Source organism: Marisediminitalea alba, from assembly GCF_002993365.1.
GTDB lineage: Bacteria > Pseudomonadota > Gammaproteobacteria > Enterobacterales > Alteromonadaceae > Alteromonas > Alteromonas alba.
This window is the reverse complement of the sequence record NZ_PVNP01000214.1, coordinates 20,756-37,446: the sequence shown is the minus strand read 5'-3', so window position 1 is coordinate 37,446 and position 16,691 is coordinate 20,756. Positions and strand designations below refer to the sequence as shown.

General features: G+C 50.2%; 17 protein-coding genes and 1 tRNA gene. 10 read left to right on the top strand and 8 right to left on the bottom strand.

Annotated features, from left to right (window positions below):
* Positions 1–9 precede the first annotated feature (9 nt).
* Positions 10–207: a hypothetical protein gene (locus tag C6Y40_RS23515; RefSeq protein WP_146129637.1), complete on the top strand. Its 198-nt coding sequence runs from the start codon at positions 10–12 to the stop codon at positions 205–207.
* A 12-nt stretch (positions 208–219) separates the two neighbouring features.
* Here the strand turns inward: C6Y40_RS23515 and C6Y40_RS23510 are convergent, their stop codons facing one another.
* From C6Y40_RS23510 to ftsH, 7 genes are all read right to left on the bottom strand, one after another.
* Positions 220–378, bottom strand: coding sequence for a YqaE/Pmp3 family membrane protein (locus C6Y40_RS23510; protein WP_276309534.1), 159 nt, complete (start codon positions 376–378; stop codon positions 220–222).
* A gap of 81 nt (positions 379–459) precedes the next feature.
* Positions 460–544, bottom strand: a tRNA-Leu gene (locus tag C6Y40_RS23505).
* Positions 545–564: 20 nt separating this feature from the next.
* Positions 565–918, bottom strand: a complete 354-nt coding sequence (secG, locus tag C6Y40_RS23500; protein ID WP_105936820.1) for a preprotein translocase subunit SecG — start codon at positions 916–918, stop codon at positions 565–567.
* Between the two features lie 12 nt (positions 919–930).
* Positions 931–1,665: a triose-phosphate isomerase gene (gene tpiA, locus C6Y40_RS23495; RefSeq protein WP_240622065.1), complete on the bottom strand. Its 735-nt coding sequence runs from the start codon at positions 1,663–1,665 to the stop codon at positions 931–933.
* A 113-nt stretch (positions 1,666–1,778) separates the two neighbouring features.
* A complete protein-coding gene (gene glmM, locus C6Y40_RS23490; protein WP_105936818.1) occupies positions 1,779–3,125 on the bottom strand; it encodes a phosphoglucosamine mutase in 1,347 nt (448 codons plus the stop codon).
* 14 nt (positions 3,126–3,139) lie between these two features.
* Complete coding sequence (gene folP, locus C6Y40_RS23485; RefSeq protein ID WP_105936817.1) at positions 3,140–3,961, bottom strand: dihydropteroate synthase; 822 nt, start codon at positions 3,959–3,961, stop codon at positions 3,140–3,142.
* A 72-nt stretch (positions 3,962–4,033) separates the two neighbouring features.
* Positions 4,034–5,980, bottom strand: coding sequence for an ATP-dependent zinc metalloprotease FtsH (ftsH, locus tag C6Y40_RS23480; protein ID WP_105936816.1), 1,947 nt, complete (start codon positions 5,978–5,980; stop codon positions 4,034–4,036).
* A 624-nt stretch (positions 5,981–6,604) separates the two neighbouring features.
* Between ftsH and yhbY the strand changes: the two genes are divergently transcribed.
* Both yhbY and C6Y40_RS23470 read left to right on the top strand, forming a co-directional pair.
* Entirely contained in the window at positions 6,605–6,898 is a 294-nt protein-coding gene (gene yhbY, locus C6Y40_RS23475) for a ribosome assembly RNA-binding protein YhbY (RefSeq protein WP_105936815.1), read from the top strand.
* 87 nt (positions 6,899–6,985) lie between these two features.
* Positions 6,986–7,762, top strand: a complete 777-nt coding sequence (locus C6Y40_RS23470) for an SDR family NAD(P)-dependent oxidoreductase (RefSeq protein WP_105936814.1) — start codon at positions 6,986–6,988, stop codon at positions 7,760–7,762.
* 59 nt (positions 7,763–7,821) lie between these two features.
* On the opposite strand, the gene C6Y40_RS23465 is transcribed toward C6Y40_RS23470, so the two are convergent.
* Positions 7,822–10,203 carry a Lon protease family protein gene (locus tag C6Y40_RS23465; protein ID WP_105936813.1) on the bottom strand — a complete coding sequence of 794 codons (2,382 nt, stop codon included), beginning with the start codon at positions 10,201–10,203 and terminating at the stop codon, positions 7,822–7,824.
* Positions 10,204–10,340: 137 nt separating this feature from the next.
* On the opposite strand from C6Y40_RS23465, the gene C6Y40_RS23460 reads away from it, so the two are divergent.
* The 7 genes from C6Y40_RS23460 (at position 10,341) to rlmH (ending at position 16,691) form a co-directional block, all read left to right on the top strand.
* Positions 10,341–10,859, top strand: a complete 519-nt coding sequence (locus C6Y40_RS23460) for an SRPBCC family protein (protein WP_105936812.1) — start codon at positions 10,341–10,343, stop codon at positions 10,857–10,859.
* Between the two features lie 183 nt (positions 10,860–11,042).
* Positions 11,043–13,646 (top strand): leucine--tRNA ligase, encoded by a 2,604-nt coding sequence (gene leuS, locus C6Y40_RS23455; RefSeq protein WP_105936811.1) that lies wholly within the window; start codon positions 11,043–11,045, stop codon positions 13,644–13,646.
* Entirely contained in the window at positions 13,646–14,164 is a 519-nt protein-coding gene (locus C6Y40_RS23450; RefSeq protein WP_105936810.1) for an LPS-assembly lipoprotein LptE, read from the top strand. The genes leuS and C6Y40_RS23450 overlap by 1 nt, the downstream gene beginning before the upstream one ends.
* A 4-nt stretch (positions 14,165–14,168) precedes the next feature.
* Positions 14,169–15,209, top strand: a complete 1,041-nt coding sequence (holA, locus tag C6Y40_RS23445; protein ID WP_105936809.1) for a DNA polymerase III subunit delta — start codon at positions 14,169–14,171, stop codon at positions 15,207–15,209.
* Positions 15,209–15,853 (top strand): nicotinate-nucleotide adenylyltransferase, encoded by a 645-nt coding sequence (gene nadD, locus C6Y40_RS23440; RefSeq protein WP_105936808.1) that lies wholly within the window; start codon positions 15,209–15,211, stop codon positions 15,851–15,853. Before holA ends, nadD begins: the two co-directional genes overlap by 1 nt.
* A gap of 20 nt (positions 15,854–15,873) precedes the next feature.
* Positions 15,874–16,191 (top strand): ribosome silencing factor, encoded by a 318-nt coding sequence (gene rsfS, locus C6Y40_RS23435; RefSeq protein WP_105936807.1) that lies wholly within the window; start codon positions 15,874–15,876, stop codon positions 16,189–16,191.
* A gap of 29 nt (positions 16,192–16,220) precedes the next feature.
* The gene (rlmH, locus tag C6Y40_RS23430) at positions 16,221–16,691 is read left to right on the top strand and encodes a 23S rRNA (pseudouridine(1915)-N(3))-methyltransferase RlmH (protein ID WP_105936806.1); all 471 of its coding nucleotides are present in this window, start codon (positions 16,221–16,223) and stop codon (positions 16,689–16,691) included.

Below are 16,691 nucleotides of genomic sequence, written 5' to 3'. Positions count from 1 at the left end.
AGGACAAAGATGATGAAGATGCTGAAGCTGGCGATTTATCTGATGCTTGGCGTACCAGTGGTAACGCAGCTGTTTTTGCTGCTCTCACCACTGCAGAAGAACAGCTATGGCCTGATGATGGCAGGCCTGCTTTTGCTACTTATTTTAATCAGCCTTTCGCTCACCCTTACACAATTCGTGTGGCGGGCCCATAGTGACTCGGCCTAATCCCGCGGGAAGTTAACGGCTCCGATGTCTAGTAATTACTGTATAGAGCGCATGTACCGCCCCCGGTACAAAACCGAGCATGGTAAGTAGCACATTTACCCAGAACCGACGGGTTATTCCAGCGGACAGGTAAACCGCCAGTGGTGGCATTAACACAGCAATCAAGGCCATAAGATAGATATTCATTAGTTTCACCCTACCCTGACAATGTTTCAGGCATAAAAAAACCACCCTTCTGGGTGGTTTTTTATTTGGTGCGGAAAGCGGGACTTGAACCCGCACGGCCGAAGCCACCACCCCCTCAAGATGGCGTGTCTACCAATTCCACCACTTCCGCAAAATCGTTTCTATATGCCCTTAGTTAGGCGTATCACCGGTGTTATCTTCAACCGGTACCGCTGGAACATCGGTATCAGCCGGCGCAGCCTGCTGAGTTGCCGGAACTTCCAGGTTTTCCCACTCATCAGGCGCTTTTTCCTGACGAGCAGTAATATTACCCAGTAACAGGCTGATGACAAAAAATGCCGTTGCCAGAATACCTGTGGCACGAGTCATAAAGTTACCTGAACCGCTTGAGCCGAACACGGTATTAGAACCGCCGGCACCAAAAGAAGCGCCCATATCGGCACCTTTACCCTGTTGAATCAGCACAAAGCCAATTAACAGCAGTGCTACAATCAGGTATGCAACCAAAAGCACTTGATAAATCATTTTCTATCCTCGTTAGCCTGCCGCCTGGCAAACTTGTCTAAATTCTTCTACTTTCAGGCTTGCTCCGCCAATCAGACCACCGTCAATATCCGGCTGAGCAAATAATTCTTTCGCATTCGATGCTTTAACGCTGCCACCATAAAGGATTTGCATCCCTGATGCCAGATCCTCACTGAAGCTGGCTAAATGCCCGCGTATAAACGCATGAACGTCCTGAGCCTGTTCAGGTGTGGCTGTTACACCGGTACCGATGGCCCAGATAGGCTCATAGGCAATCACCGCTTTGCTTAATTGCTCTGCTGACATCAGGCTTGTTAATGCATCAAGCTGAGCAGCTAAAAAGCTTTCCAACTCACCCACTTCGCGGGTTTGCAGCGATTCACCGATACAAATAATCGGTGTCAGGCCACTGTTGATTGCCTTTAAGGCTTTCTCAGCAACCAGTTTGCTCGTCTCGCCATGGTCATCACGACGTTCTGAGTGACCGACAATGACATACTTACAACCAAACTCAATCAGCATTTGAGCTGAGATATCACCGGTATGTGCGCCGTTATCAAGCTCACTTACCGTTTGTCCGCCAAGGGCGAAGTCAGCGCCGGCAAACTCACTAAGATAACACGCTGGCGGGCATATTATTACCTCTACCGCTGCGCTATCAACACCATCCATTAGTGTAGAAAATTCTTTAACCAATGAACGGCTGCCGTTCATCTTCCAGTTTCCAGCTACGATTGGCTTTCTCATGTATCGTCTTCCAACTGTGTTTGACTTCATCCCGGCGTCAAAGCGGGCGTGATATTAACTATTCCCTTACGATTATACAAGTAAAAAACCGCAAAATATTGAGCTAAAACAGACTAACTGGACACATTACGAACAGCATCGGCGATTTTCTCCGCCCAGGTCGTAGAAGCCAGTTCATCATCTGACTCAACCATAACCCGAATTAACGGTTCAGTACCACTCTTGCGTAACAACACGCGGCCCTGTTTACCCAGTGCACTTTCGGCTTCTGCTTTCGCCGTTAGTACCTCATCGCTGTTTAACGGATCGCTATCGGCGTTTTCAAACCGGACGTTGACCAGCGTTTGTGGGAATTTTTCAAAACCACTGGCTAAATCGTGCAATGTCATATTGGCGCGCAGCATGGCAGAAATAACCTGCAGGCCGGCAATAATCCCGTCGCCGGTAGACGCCAGGTTGAGGTTAAGCACGTGCCCTGAGTTTTCACCGCCGATGGTCCAGTTTTTCTGCTGCAGCAATTCCATTACATAGCGGTCACCGACTTTAGAACGTTCAAAAGGCACGCCCAGCTTATTCAGCGCTATCTCAAGGCCAAGGTTACTCATCAGGGTTCCTACTACACCACCGCCATTGAGACGGCCGCCTTTTAACGCGTCGCGAGCAATAATGAATAACACCTGGTCGCCATCAATGACATTGCCCAGATGATCCACCATCATGATACGATCACCATCGCCATCCAGGGCAAAGCCTAAATCGGCTTTGTGTTCCAGCACGGCCTCAACCGTTGAGCGCATACTGGTGGCGCCAACGCCTTCGTTAATATTCAGGCCGTTGGGTTTAGTACCCAGTTCAATAACCTCGGCACCAAGCTCAGCCAGTACATTCGGCGCAATGTGATACGTAGCGCCATGAGCACAATCTACCACGACTTTGAGCGCCTGCAGGGATAACTCAGACGGAAAGGTACCTTTGCAGTATTCGATATAACGGCCTGCTGCATCATTAATCCGGGTGGCTTTACCCAGTTTATTCGATGCGACACAGGTCATTGGTTTATCCATCATCTCTTCAATGGCTATTTCAATGTCATCATCGAGCTTAAAGCCGTCAGAAGAGAAAAACTTAATACCGTTATCATAATAAGGATTGTGCGAGGCACTGATCACAATGCCTGCTTCAGAGCGAAACGTTTTAGTCAGGTAGGCAATGGCCGGGGTTGGCATTGGCCCCAGTAAACCACTATTGATACCGGCCGCCGACAGGCCTGCTTCAAGGGCTGATTCCAGCATATAACCGGAGATTCTGGTGTCCTTACCTATCAGTACCTTATTAGTACCATGGCCGGCCAGCACCTTGCCTGCCGCCCAACCCAGTTTAATGACAAATTCCGGGTTAATGGCACTTTCACCCACTTTGCCGCGGATACCATCAGTACCAAAATATTTTCTCGCGCCCATAACGTATTTCCTAATTATAATGTATTCATATAGCTGGCGACTTTCACAACATCGGCAGTTTCCTCGACGTCGTGTACTCTTATTATTTGTGCGCCTTTCAGCGCCGCAATGGTTGCCACTGCTAAACTTCCTGCCAGCCTTTTATCCACCGGCTGACCGGTTAAATTCCCTATCATGGATTTGCGCGACATACCCACCAGTAACGGCATATTAAACTGGTGAAATCGCTCAAGTTCATTTAATAACTGATAGTTGTGTTCCTGAGTCTTACCGAAGCCAAACCCCGGGTCAAGGAGGATTTTATCCCGACTGATACCAGCCGCTTCGCAAGCTGCAATTTGCCGGGTGAAAAAGGTTTCGATGTCAGTAAACAAATCCTCATAATGTGGACTGGCCTGCATAGTTCTGGGCTGTCCCTGCATATGCATCAGGCACACCGGTGCGCCATATTCTGCCACCACCTCACGACAGCCGGTCTCCTGTAACGCCCGTACATCATTGATCAGATCGCCACCGGCGGCCAGCGCTTCGCGCATTACCGGCGCTTTACTGGTATCGATGGATATAACAATATCAGATTGGGCCCGAAGGGCCTCCACTACCGGTACTACCCGTTCGAGCTCTTCATCAAGGCTGACATCCGGGGCTCCCGGGCGGGTGGACTCTCCGCCAATATCAATTATCGTCGCGCCGGCCTCTTCCATCGCCCGGGCCTGCTCAAGCGCAGCTTGCAGGGTATTGTGCTGACCACCATCCGAAAAGGAATCGGGTGTAACATTTAAAATCCCCATCACCTGGGGCTGAGAAGTAGATAAGGTTATCGATCTGATTTGCATAACGGATAATAGCTTACTGTAAATACAAAAAAGCGCCGGGTTTACCGGCGCTTTTAATTAATTGTCCGAGGCTTAGCCCGGCAGGTCACCAGGTTTTCCTACTGACGGCTTATCAACACCATCATCGGTAATCTCACCTTCTTTGCTGGGTGCGCCACCGCTTGGCTTATCGCCACTTGACGGACGGTCGTCCCAACCGGCTGGTGGCCGCACGTCGCGACGCGCCATCAGGTCATCAATCTGCTTGGCATCAATGGTTTCGTACTTCATCAGTGCGTCTTTCATTGAGTGCAAAATATCTATGTTCTCTTCGAGGATTTGCTGAGCACGGTCGTAGTTACGGTCGATCACAGACTTGATCTCTGCATCAATGGCGCGGGCAGTGTCATCCGACATGTTTGATGCCTTTGACATAGATTTACCCAGGAACACCTCGCCTTCTTCTTCGGCGTACAGCATTGGTCCCATTTTGTCTGACAAACCCCATTGAGTCACCATCTTACGGGCAATATCGGTGGCTCGCTCGATATCATTCGAGGCGCCGGTAGTCACTTTATCGTTACCATAAATGATTTGCTCAGCAATACGGCCGCCAAACAAGCTGGAAATCATACTCTCCAGGTGTTGCTTGGTGTGGCTTACCCGATCCTGCTCCGGCAGATACATAGTAACACCCAACGCGCGACCGCGAGGAATGATAGACACTTTGTATACCGGATCATGCTCTGGCACTAAACGACCCACAATGGCGTGACCCGCCTCGTGATAAGCCGTCATGGTTTTCTCTTCTTCAGACATCACCATGGACTTACGCTCAGAGCCCATCATAATTTTGTCTTTGGCTTTCTCAAACTCTTCCATCGATACCAGTCGACGGTTAGCTCGCGCAGCAAACAGTGCCGCTTCGTTTACCAGGTTAGCCAGGTCGGCACCAGAGAAACCTGGTGTACCGCGGGCAATCACCGATGGTTCAACATCGTCTGCAACCGGTACCTTACGTACGTGTACTTTAAGGATCTGTTCACGACCACGAATATCCGGCAGACCAACAACCACCTGACGGTCGAAGCGACCAGGACGCAACAGAGCCGGGTCGAGCACATCCGGACGGTTAGTCGCGGCAATAACAATGATACCCTCGTGACCTTCAAAGCCGTCCATTTCTACCAGCATCTGGTTAAGGGTTTGCTCACGCTCGTCGTGACCACCACCTAAACCGGCACCACGCTGACGGCCAACGGCATCGATTTCGTCGATAAAGATAATACAAGGCGCCGCTTTACGGGCCTGTTCAAACATATCGCGAACCCGTGATGCACCCACACCGACAAACATTTCTACGAAGTCAGAACCGGAGATAGTAAAGAACGGTACTTTTGCTTCACCGGCAATCGCTTTTGCCAGCAAGGTTTTACCCGTACCAGGAGGGCCTACCATCAATACGCCCTTCGGAATCTTACCGCCCAGTTTCTGGAACTTGGATGGGTCGCGCAGGAAGTCAACTAACTCGGCGACATCTTCTTTGGCTTCGTCACAACCAGCAACGTCGGCAAAGGTCGTTTTAATTTGATCTTCACTCAGTAAGCGCGCTTTGCTCTTACCAAATGACATTGCACCACGGCCGCCGCCGCCCTGCATTTGTCGCATGAAGAATATCCATACGGCGATAAGCAGTAACATTGGGAACCAGGAAATGAAAATTGACGTCAGGATCGACGGCTGCTCAGGTGGCTCACCCAACACGCGGACGTCCTGCTTGACCAGATCAGAGATTAGCTGATCATCAAAATACGGGATGAACGTTTTGAATGTCTCGCCTGAGCGCTTAACACCACGAATTTCGTTTGTGTCGCTGCTAATCCGCACTTCGCGAATTGTGCCTTGCTTCACTTCTTTAAGAAATGTGGTGTAGTCAGTTTGTGCCCGGCCAGATTCGCTGGGAGAAAAACTTTGGAAAACCGCCATTAAAACTACTGCGATCACCAACCACAAGATTAAGTTTTTTGCCATGTCGCTCAATGCTACTAACCTCTGTAAAAATCATCCGGTCTCAATGTGACGCTAAATTGCGCCACTAAAAACGACCGGTGAGTGTCTCAAAAACGCGATAACTAAGCCTACTATACTTTATAATCGCTTGCTACCTAATACGCTTCTCTGTAACGCGCTCCGGGCAGATCCGATGCGCGTAATCTAATGGTTCAGGCGATGTTTTGAATGACGCTGAAAAAATCACCTGATCGCTTCCTGCACTATTACGCTTTAAGACTGCAAATCTGTTGCCAGGTTCCAGTCATCTACCGCGCAAATCCTTCGTTATCGTGAAACGCATCCCCCGAGGGATCTTACCCGCTAACATTTCACAGCTGTCGTTTCACAACCGAGCTGTTTTACTTTTCTACGGTTCAAGCAAACGATCTGTTCAATCCAAAGACTAAAAGTATTTCGCCAATGGCACCTTGCCGGGTAAGCAAGTTAACCAACAACTGAATTGAAATGTTCAATTAATCAACGGTTAGTCCTGACTTGCTGCGTCTTTTTTGTTTTTACCGCAAGATCTCATTAGGATTGTAGTCGAGATGGCGTTAGAATACGCTTTTTCAAGACAGACTTTGCACTTAAATTGTAAGAAAAACTTAAATAATGAAACTTTCAAATAAACAAAAGCAATTCCTTAAAGGCCTCGCCCACCCGTTAAAACCCGTTGTTCAGCTAGGCGGCAATGGTTTAACCGAAGGTGTTCTGGCCGAAATCGACAACGCCCTGAACCACCACGAATTAATCAAGGTAAAAGTGCCTTCGGATGACCGTGAAGAAAAGGCGCTGATTATGGACGCCATTATTCGCGAAACCGCCAGTGAGAAATTGCAGGTAATTGGCCACACCCTGATTCTGTATCGCCCCAGCGAAGAGTGTAAAATTCAGTTGCCAAAATAAGTTATCCCATCACTTCCTGTACATTCCCTTTCCGTAAACGTTAGGTAAAATAAGTTTAACATTTTACTAACAATAAACGGAGTTGCAATGCAGATAGCCAACCATACAGCTGTGATCACCGGCGGGTGTTCAGGGCTGGGCCTGGCGGTTGCCAAACAGCTGGTGTCAATGGGCGCCAATGTTGTTCTTATCGATATCAACAGTGAAGCCGGCGCCAGACAGCAAGCTGAGTTAGGTGCTGACAACACGCTGTTTATCAATGCCGATGTCACCAGTGAACAAGCCATCAGTAAAGCGCTGGACAGTGCCGTGGAGCGCTTTGGTGCAATTCATTTTTGCGTAAATTGTGCCGGTATCGCCCCGGCGGAGCGTTTACTCAATAAACAGGGCGAGCCCGCCAGTCTGACGCGTTTTAATCAGACCCTGTCAATTAACCTCAGTGGCACCTACAACGTAGCGCGGCTGGCCGCGGCGAAGATGGCAGAAAATGCTCCCCACCCAGACACTGGCGAACGCGGCGTGATCATCAACACAGCGTCCATCGCCGGTTACGAAGGCCAGATTGGCCAAACCGCTTACGCAGCAAGTAAAGCAGCAATTATTGGCTTAACACTGCCAATGGCAAGGGATCTGTCGAACCTGGGAATTCGCGTGAACAGCATTGCGCCGGGCGTGATGGGCACACCACTACTCACAGCTATGCCGCAACAGGTGCAGGACGCGCTGGGTGCAAACGTGCCTTTTCCGGCCCGCCTTGGCAGCCCGGAAGAGTTTGCCCATCTTGCCCAGCATATTTGCCAGAATAGTTATATAAACGGCGAAACCATTCGTCTGGACGGTGCATTACGCATGCAACCAAAGTAACTCAAGGTTGAAGCTGAAAAATCGGGCTGCAGGCCAGCCCGCTATGTAACATGCCGGCTTTATTCTTCTGCGCCATTCACTGTACAGGCAATCTGATACAAGCGCTTAACGGCCAGGTCATTTACGGTATTTTTCGGATACCGGCCACGACTTGACAGGACACCGGCTTCTTTCTCCATCAGCAGTTCAAGCGCATCATCCACGGTTTCCACACTGTAGATAGCAAACTGACCTTTTTTTACCGCATCCACTACGGCTTTATCGAGTACCAGGTGACGAACATTGGATTTGGGGATAATCACGCCCTGCTCACCATTTAAACCGCGATGCTGGCAAACATCGAAGAAGCCTTCAATTTTTTCATTAACGCCGCCCACTGCCTGCACTTCACCGTACTGGTTAATGGAGCCGGTGACCGCCAACGACTGCCGGGCAGGAATATCAGTAATAGCTGAAATCAGCGCCACCAATTCGCCTAAAGATGCGCTATCGCCGTCGATATGGCCGTAAGATTGCTCCAGGGCAATATTCGCGGAAACGGTTAACGGAAAGGCCTGCGCGTATTTGTTACCGAGATAACCGGTGAGTAGCATTACCCCTTTCGAGTGGATCGGCTGTCCCAGTTCGACTTCCCTCTCAATATCCACCACTCCACTGGCACCGGCATAAACCGTTGCAGTGATCCGTGCCGGCGTGCCAAACGCCGTATCACCAATATCCATTACCGTCAGGCCATTTACCTTACCGATAGCTTTACCCTCGGTTGCAATGAGCACCTGGCCTTCTTTTATATCGTTTAACAACGAGGTACTAACACGGCCGGTGCGGCGTTTTTTAGCCATCAGAGCCGAGTTCAGATGACTTAAATCTATTTGCGTATCACCCACTTTCATGCAGAAATAATGGGCCTCATTGAGCAATTCGATGACGTCGGCAAAATGTGCCGACAGCTTTTCCTGATGTTCAGCCATGCGCAAAGAATACTCAACCAGGCGATACATGGCAGGTTGGGTAATGCCTGTCAGGCCAAGCTGAATGATTTTCTTGCGCACCCGGCCAACAAAATCAAACAGGTTTTGCCGGGTTGCACTAATTTCATGGTCAAAATCAACCAGTACCCGAAACAACTCATTAAACTCTGAGTCGTAATCCTGCAAGGTATAGTAAAGATCACGGGAGCCCATCAGGATAACCTTCACTTTCAGGTCGATGGCCTGGGGCATTAGTGTCATGGCACTGGCCATACCCACATCCTGTTGCGGCAAATCCATTTTTAACTTACCAAACTTGACCGCCAGTTTAAGTGCTTCCCATACATAGGGCTGATGTAGCAGCTGATCCGCGTCGAGTAGCAGGTACCCACCGTTGGCCTTGTGCAGTGCGCCCGGGCGGATCATCTTATAGTTGGTGTACATTGCCCCACCTAAATGGGTGTACTCAATTAAGCCAAACAGATTCTGGTAAGTTGGATTGGGCTCATAAACAACCGGCGCACCGCCTTCCAGGCTATGCGCACAGATAACATTTGGCAGAAAATGCTCTTCGAGGATCTCCCGGCGGTCACGTTCATCCAACTTTTCAGCTTTAGGCTCTTCGGTCAGAAAAGCAATCACCGCTTCAATCAGGTGGGACTTTAACTGGCGCAGGTGTTTAAGCACCCCGAGGTCACCAGAATACTTATGTTCCAATTCCTTAAGCAGTGGCCGGATGCCGTGCTCTGCGGTGTCCCGGTTCAGCTTGCGTAACTGCTCTGAATTTTCCCGCTTCCACACAGGTAACGAAAGCAGACTCTCACTGAGCCGGTTTTCCAGCTCATCAATTAATTTGTAAAAGCCTTCGCGCTGCTGCTCAGTGAGCTGAGCAAATTCACTGTCATCAATGGGTTTATTATTAACAATGGGAGCAAAACTAACGGTGCCCTGCTCTTCATGCATGGCCACTGAATTGGCCTGGGCAAAGCGTTCAACACTGTTAATGGCTTCATCGTATTTTTGTTCAAAATGTCTGGATATTGCCGCTTTTTTACGCTGATATCCGGGATTGTCAAAGGCCGCCGGGAAGGTATCGAGTAACTCGTCCACCAGATTCGCCATATCCCGGGCAAATTCCCGCGCACCGCCAGGATGCATGCGCAGCACCAGAGGCTCGCGTTCTTCCTCGAAATTGTTGATAAAACACCAGTCATCGGGCGTGGCCAGTTTACTCACATGCCGTTCGATGTATTCCTTAACCAGAGTGAAGCGGCCGGTAGCGTGCTCACCCATCACATACAGGTTGTAACCGGTAGAATCGATATTTAAACCGAACGTCAGCGCCTCGCGGGCCCGTTCCTGACCTATAAAGGTCGAATTTAACGCCGCGTCATCTTTTAGTGCCTGATTGATGGCCCGACGATTTATATTGGGGGTGAGCTGTGTGGCAGGTAACCGCTCCCAGGTCATAGCTATATTCTTCTTTATTTACTCTCACTACAGTGAATCCTGAATCCCCCTGCCTGTCAAACCCTAAACTTGTGTTTGCTCAATTTCCATACTAGCCTGACCGATTGATTCGTAGCCCCGTGTTCGGAACCACCAAAATGAAGTTAATAGCCTTATTTACCCTGCTGCTGAGTAGCGCCTGTTTGGCCAAACCAGAAGTCATTGCCGTCAGTGACAGTGGCTTTATTGTCGAGAATAAGGTCCACATTGATGCACCGGCCGAGGTGGTGTGGACTGCCCTTATCAATGACATCGATAAATGGTGGCCGAAAAGCCACAGCTGGTGGGGCGAAGAAGGGAAATTCACCCTGCAGGCAAACGCCGGTGGATGTTTTTGTGAAGTAGCAGGAAATCGCTCCGCACAGCACATGCAGGTCGTATTTGTCGATCCACTAAAATTACTCAGAATGACCGGCGGCCTCGGCCCCTTGCAGGGCATGGGCGTGTTTGGCTCGCTGGACTGGGTATTTGAGTCAGTGTCCAATGGTACTCAGATTACCCTGACCTATCGTGTACAGGGTTTTACACCCGATGGCTTTAGCAAACTGGCGCCTGTGGTAGCCGAGGTGCAGGGTTTGCAGTTACAGGGCCTGGCAAATTACCTCGCAAACGATTAAATTACGGTCAATTGAGCCAAATATTCCGCTTCATTCGGTTCCGCCTATTGTGGCATACGCCACCGCTAAGTTATTCTATGGGGTTATTATACCCATAATCTACTGGTGGTGGTGTTTAGACTCTTTTTCACACCTGCCGCCGGTACAGTTGTTAAAGTTAAATAAAGCGGAAGCCTCAGGTAAATGGCCGAAAATCAGTACAACCCACAAGAAATCGAAAGTGCGGTGCAGCAGCACTGGCAAGATACCAATGCCTTTAAGGTGACAGAAGAGCCGGGTAAAGAGAAGTTTTACTGCCTGTCTATGTTCCCCTACCCCAGTGGCCGCCTCCACATGGGACACGTGCGCAATTATACCATCGGTGATGTAATCAGCCGTTTTCAGCGTATGCAGGGCAAAAATGTACTGCAACCCATGGGTTGGGATGCCTTTGGTTTGCCAGCAGAAAACGCGGCAATTAATAACAACACCGCGCCGGCCAAGTGGACCTACTCGAATATCGACTACATGAAAAACCAGCTTAAGTCGCTGGGCTTCGGCTACGACTGGGACCGCGAGGTCGCCACCTGTAAAGCAGACTACTATCGTTGGGAGCAGTGGTTTTTCACGCGCCTGTATGAAAAAGGCCTGGTATACAAGAAGAATTCAACGGTTAACTGGGATCCGGTAGACCAAACCGTACTCGCCAACGAACAGGTTATCGATGGCCGTGGCTGGCGTTCAGGCGCTGTAGTTGAGCAAAAAGAAATCCCGCAGTGGTTTATTAAAATCACCGATTACGCCGAAGAGCTGTTACAGGATCTCGAACAACTGGAAGACTGGCCGGAACAGGTTCGGGCCATGCAGGCTAACTGGATTGGTCGCTCCGAGGGCGTTGAAATTACCTTTAAAATGGCTGAGCAGGTTAATGAGGTCAGCGATTTAACCGTTTACACCACGCGTCCGGATACCTTTATGGGTGTCACCTATGTTGCCGTGGCTGCACAACATCCGCTGGCCGAGGCCGCCGCACAGAACAATGCCGACGTTGCTAAATTCATCGATGAATGTAAAAACACCAAGGTCGCCGAAGCAGAGCTGGCCACCATGGAGAAAAAAGGCTGTTCCACCGGCTTTTACGTGGTTCATCCGTTAACCGGCGAGCAATTACCAGTATGGGTAGCTAACTTCGTATTGATGGATTACGGCTCAGGCGCAGTAATGGCAGTGCCGGGGCACGATCAACGAGACTGGGAATTTGCTACCCGCTACGATTTACCTATCAAGCAGGTTATCGAGCCACAACAGGGCAGCAATGTCGAGTGCGACCTGAGCGCGTCAGCCTTCACCGAAAAAGGCGTATTGATTAATTCCAATGACTTTGACGGACTGGAATTTGACGCAGCCTTTAATGGTATTGCCGACAAACTGGTGGATCTGGGCTGTGGTCAGCGCAAGGTAAACTATCGCCTGCGTGACTGGGGCGTGAGCCGTCAGCGTTACTGGGGGGCGCCGATCCCTATGCTTAATCTGGAAAACGGTGAATCTGTACCGGTACCGGCTGATGAACTGCCTGTAGTATTACCTGAAGATGTGGAAATGGACGGGGTGACCTCGCCAATTAAAGCCGATCCAGAATGGGCCAAAACGACTTACAACGGTGAAGCTGCGCTGCGCGAAACCGACACCTTTGACACCTTTATGGAGTCTTCCTGGTACTACGCGCGCTACAGTTGTGCGACTACCGATGATGCCATGCTGGATCCAGCCAAAGCTAACTACTGGCTGCCGGTGGATCAATATGTAGGCGGTATCGAACACGCTATCCTGCACCTGTTGTATTCCCGCTTCTATCACAAATTATTACGTGATGAAGGCCTGGTTGAATCTGACGAGCCTTACAAGCGTTTGCTGTGTCAGGGCATGGTGCTGGCTGACTCCTACTACAGTGAAGACGAGAAAGGGAAGAAAACCTGGTATTCGCCCACTGAAGTATCTACCGAAAAAGATGACAAGGGCCGGATCGTCAAAGCCTGGCTAACCGCCGATAGTACGCCGGTTCAGCATGGCGGTATGACCAAAATGTCGAAGTCGAAAAATAACGGTATCGACCCGCAGCAGGTTATTGATCAGTACGGTGCCGATACGGTACGTTTATTTACCATGTTTGCAGCGCCACCAGAGCAAACGCTGGAATGGGTAGACTCAGGGGTAGAAGGCGCTAACCGCTTCCTGCGTCGGGTATGGAAACTGGTGAATGATCATCTTGCTGCCGGCACCCCCGGGGAGCTGGACGTTAAAGCGCTGGATAAATCTCAGCAGGCACTGCGCCGTGAGCTGCACAAAACCATCGAAAAAGTCAGTGATGATTTGGGCCGTCGTCAGACGTTTAACACGGCGGTGGCGGCAATCATGGAATTGCTTAACCACCTGCAAAAAGCACCGCAGGAAAGCGGCCAGGATATCGCCTTAATGCGTGAAGCGGTTAACAGCATTGTGTTGCTGTTGAATCCAATCACTCCGCATATCTGTCATCACCTGTGGGCAAAGCTTGGCCATACCAACAGTATCGAAACAGCGCCATGGCCGGTGGCTGATAAGGATGCATTGGTTGAAGACGAAAAGCTAATTATTGTTCAGGTTAACGGTAAACTGCGGGCTAAAATTACCGTTTCAGCCAGTGCCAGCAAAGAAGAGCTGGAACAACTGGCTAAAGACCAGCCCAATGTACAGCAGTTTACCGAAGGCAAGACCATCCGTAAGGTCATTGTGGTACCCGGTAAGCTGGTGAATATCGTGGCTAACTAATGCGCGGATTAACTGTTATCAGTAAAAGTCTGATCCTGATGATAACCACACTGGCTCTCGCCAGCTGTGGTTTTCATTTGCGCAGCGATAGAACCCTGCCAAGCAACACCGACTACCTGTACGTGCAGGCGACCAGTCAGAATGCGCCTTTGGTGAGAGCGCTGGAAAATCGCATGAATGTTTATCAAATCAAGGGCGGCCCGCAAGCTGCCCCGGGGCTTGAAGACACAACAATTACCCTGCGCCTGCAACCTGAGTCCCTGGACCGCCGGTTACTGTCCGTATTTGCTACCGGTCAGGTTGCAGAATATGAGCTGATATATGGTGTTCGCTATACCGTACTGTTTCCCAATGGCGAGGAACTGAAAACCTCTTTTGAAGTACTACGGGAATATCAGGATGACCCCGATCAGGTGCTGGCAAAATCGCGCGAGCTGAACCTGGTGCTCAGTGAAATGCGCCTGGAAGCAGCCGACCGTATCATTCGCTTGTTATCCAGTCAGTACGCGGGGCTTTAATCAGGTGCAGGTTTATCCCGATCGTTTCAGGCAAACCTTAAAAGAGGGTCTTAAGGGCTGCTATCTGGTCTTTGGTGATGAGCCTCAGCAGAAGTTTGAAATTCTGCAGGCATTAAGAGCAACAGCCAAACAGCAAGGCTTCGATGAGCGCACGGTGCTGGTAGCTGACGGCGAATTTAGCTGGTCACGTTTAATCGATGCGACCCAGAGTATGTCGCTGTTTGCGGCACGCCAGTTAATCGAGTTGGAATTACCTACGGGTAAGCCTGGCACCGAAGGTGCTGGTATCCTGACAGACCTGGCAGGTAACTTATCGAGCGATACCCTGCTCATCATCCATGGCGGCAGAATTGGCAAGGACGTGCAGCGAACCAAATGGTTTAAAGCCCTCGACGCCATCGGTGTATTCACCATCTGCTATCCGCTGGAAGGCGCGCAGCTTCACAAGTGGATCCAGCAACGACTGCAATCCGAGTCTTTTCAGTTTACCCCCGCCTGCGTGAAACTCATTGCTGACTTCAGTGAGGGCAACCTGATGGCTGCCGCCCAGGAAATTGAAAAACTCACCCTGGCCTACCCGGATAAACAGCTGGACGAAGAAAAACTGGCCAGCGCCCTGGTGGATCAGTCCCGTTTCAACGTTTTTCAGCTGGTGGATATCATGCTCCAGGGCGATCGCACCCGCTGCGTTAAAATCCTCCAACGACTGGAAAGTGAAGGTATTGAGCCCAACATTATCATCTGGGCACTGGTGCGGGAATGGCAGACGCTGTGGAAGCTGAATCATCTGCAAAACAGCGGTCAGACAATCACCTGGCCGAAGCTGGGGATCTGGAAAAACCGCCAGGGCTATTACCAGCAGGCAATGCAACGGTTGTCCAAACAAGACCTGACACTGATTGGTGAGCAGCTCACCGAAGCCGACCAGTTGTTTAAGCAAACCTCTGTAGTCAGGCCATATATCAAACTTTGTCATTTATGCCTGTTGTTCACCGGTGTGCCGCTGGCGCATATGGCATTTGCTGAAAGTGCAGATACACTCTGATGCGAGCGTTATTAGGGGGGACCTTTAACCCGCCGCATCAGGGCCATATAAAAGCGGGACTGGAAGCCATTAATGAGATTGGCGTTGAGCGGCTGGCTTTATTACCTTGCAAATTACCACCGCATAAAACAGCGCCTGAGACAACTACTGCCCACCGCTTAAAAATGCTTGAGCTGGCCTGTGAAGATGAGCCCGCGTTATATGTTGAGCCACTGGAATTATCCTTGCCAGCGCCCTCTTACACGGTTAAGACACTACAGCATTTACGCCGCACGCTGGGCAATGAGCCATTGTTTTTTCTGTTGGGTGAAGATTCACTGTATAATCTGCCGAGCTGGTATCATTGGCAATCACTGACAGACTATTGTCATATTGTGGTTATGCGGCGACCTGCTTCGCCAGGCGAACCGGATGGAACACTGCGCGAATGGCTCATCGAGCGTCAGTGTACGCAATTAGAAACGTTTTATCACCAGCCTGCCGGGCTGGTGTATTATACCGACAGTCAGGACTATGCCGTGTCTTCCACGCAATTACGCGATGCGCTGACTGCCGGACAAACAACTGACCGTGTGGTGACTGACTGGCTTAGCCCGGCAGTCCTGCACTATATTAAACAACATAAGTTATACGGCACCATTTAAGGTGTTAGCGAGGAGAACTTTTGCAACACGAGCAACTCAAAGCGTTTGTCTTAGACAAAATTGACGATATGAAAGGACGGGATATCGTTGAATTAAATGTAAAAGGAAAATCAACCGTCACTGATACCATGGTTATCTGTTCGGGTAACTCCAAACGCCATGTCAGTTCGATTGCTGAACACGTGCAGGTAGAGGCCAAGCACGCCGGTCATGCCCCGCTAAATGTTGAAGGCAAGGAAACCGGTGACTGGGTACTGGTCGACTTAGGCGATATCATTGTGCATATCATGCAGGATGAAGCCCGGGATTTTTATCAGCTGGAAAAGCTTTGGGGTTAACTCCCCGGCCGACACGGAGTTTGTAAACTGTGCGCATACAGGTAATTGCAGTTGGTAATAAAATGCCAGACTGGGTGAGCACCGGCACCAATGAATTTCTGCGCAGGTTTCCGGCAGATATGCCGGTGACGTTTACTGAGATCCCGCCGGGTAAACGCGGCAAAAACGCAGATATCAAACGCATCCTGCAAAAGGAAGGCGAAGCCATGATTGCGGCCATTGGTAAGTCCGATAAAGTGGTCACGCTGGAAGTCACCGGCCGCCCGTGGGACACTCCAGCGCTGGCCCGCCAGTTAGACAGCTGGAAAATGGATGGGCGCGATATCAGTTTACTCATCGGTGGACCAGAAGGCCTTGCCCCGGCATGCTGTGAGCTGGCCGAACAACGCTGGTCACTCTCCCCTCTTACTCTGCCGCATCCACTGGTACGAATCATCGTCGCCGAATCCCTGTACCGGGCCTGGTCTGTTACCCAGAACCACCCCTACCACAGAGAATAA

Excerpts from the sequence above, each read along its gene's own strand:
- C6Y40_RS23515 (WP_146129637.1), top strand. The coding sequence starts at position 10 with ATGATGAAGATGCTGAAGCTGGCGATTTATCTGATGCTTGGCGTACCA.
- C6Y40_RS23510 (WP_276309534.1), bottom strand. The coding sequence starts at position 378 with ATGGCCTTGATTGCTGTGTTAATGCCACCACTGGCGGTTTACCTGTCC.
- secG (WP_105936820.1), bottom strand. The coding sequence starts at position 918 with ATGATTTATCAAGTGCTTTTGGTTGCATACCTGATTGTAGCACTGCTG.
- tpiA (WP_240622065.1), bottom strand. The coding sequence starts at position 1,665 with ATGAGAAAGCCAATCGTAGCTGGAAACTGGAAGATGAACGGCAGCCGT.
- glmM (WP_105936818.1), bottom strand. The coding sequence starts at position 3,125 with ATGGGCGCGAGAAAATATTTTGGTACTGATGGTATCCGCGGCAAAGTG.
- folP (WP_105936817.1), bottom strand. The coding sequence starts at position 3,961 with ATGCAAATCAGATCGATAACCTTATCTACTTCTCAGCCCCAGGTGATG.
- yhbY (WP_105936815.1), top strand. The coding sequence starts at position 6,605 with ATGAAACTTTCAAATAAACAAAAGCAATTCCTTAAAGGCCTCGCCCAC.
- C6Y40_RS23470 (WP_105936814.1), top strand. The coding sequence starts at position 6,986 with ATGCAGATAGCCAACCATACAGCTGTGATCACCGGCGGGTGTTCAGGG.
- C6Y40_RS23465 (WP_105936813.1), bottom strand. The coding sequence starts at position 10,203 with ATGACCTGGGAGCGGTTACCTGCCACACAGCTCACCCCCAATATAAAT.
- C6Y40_RS23460 (WP_105936812.1), top strand. The coding sequence starts at position 10,341 with ATGAAGTTAATAGCCTTATTTACCCTGCTGCTGAGTAGCGCCTGTTTG.
- leuS (WP_105936811.1), top strand. The coding sequence starts at position 11,043 with ATGGCCGAAAATCAGTACAACCCACAAGAAATCGAAAGTGCGGTGCAG.
- C6Y40_RS23450 (WP_105936810.1), top strand. The coding sequence starts at position 13,646 with ATGCGCGGATTAACTGTTATCAGTAAAAGTCTGATCCTGATGATAACC.
- nadD (WP_105936808.1), top strand. The coding sequence starts at position 15,209 with ATGCGAGCGTTATTAGGGGGGACCTTTAACCCGCCGCATCAGGGCCAT.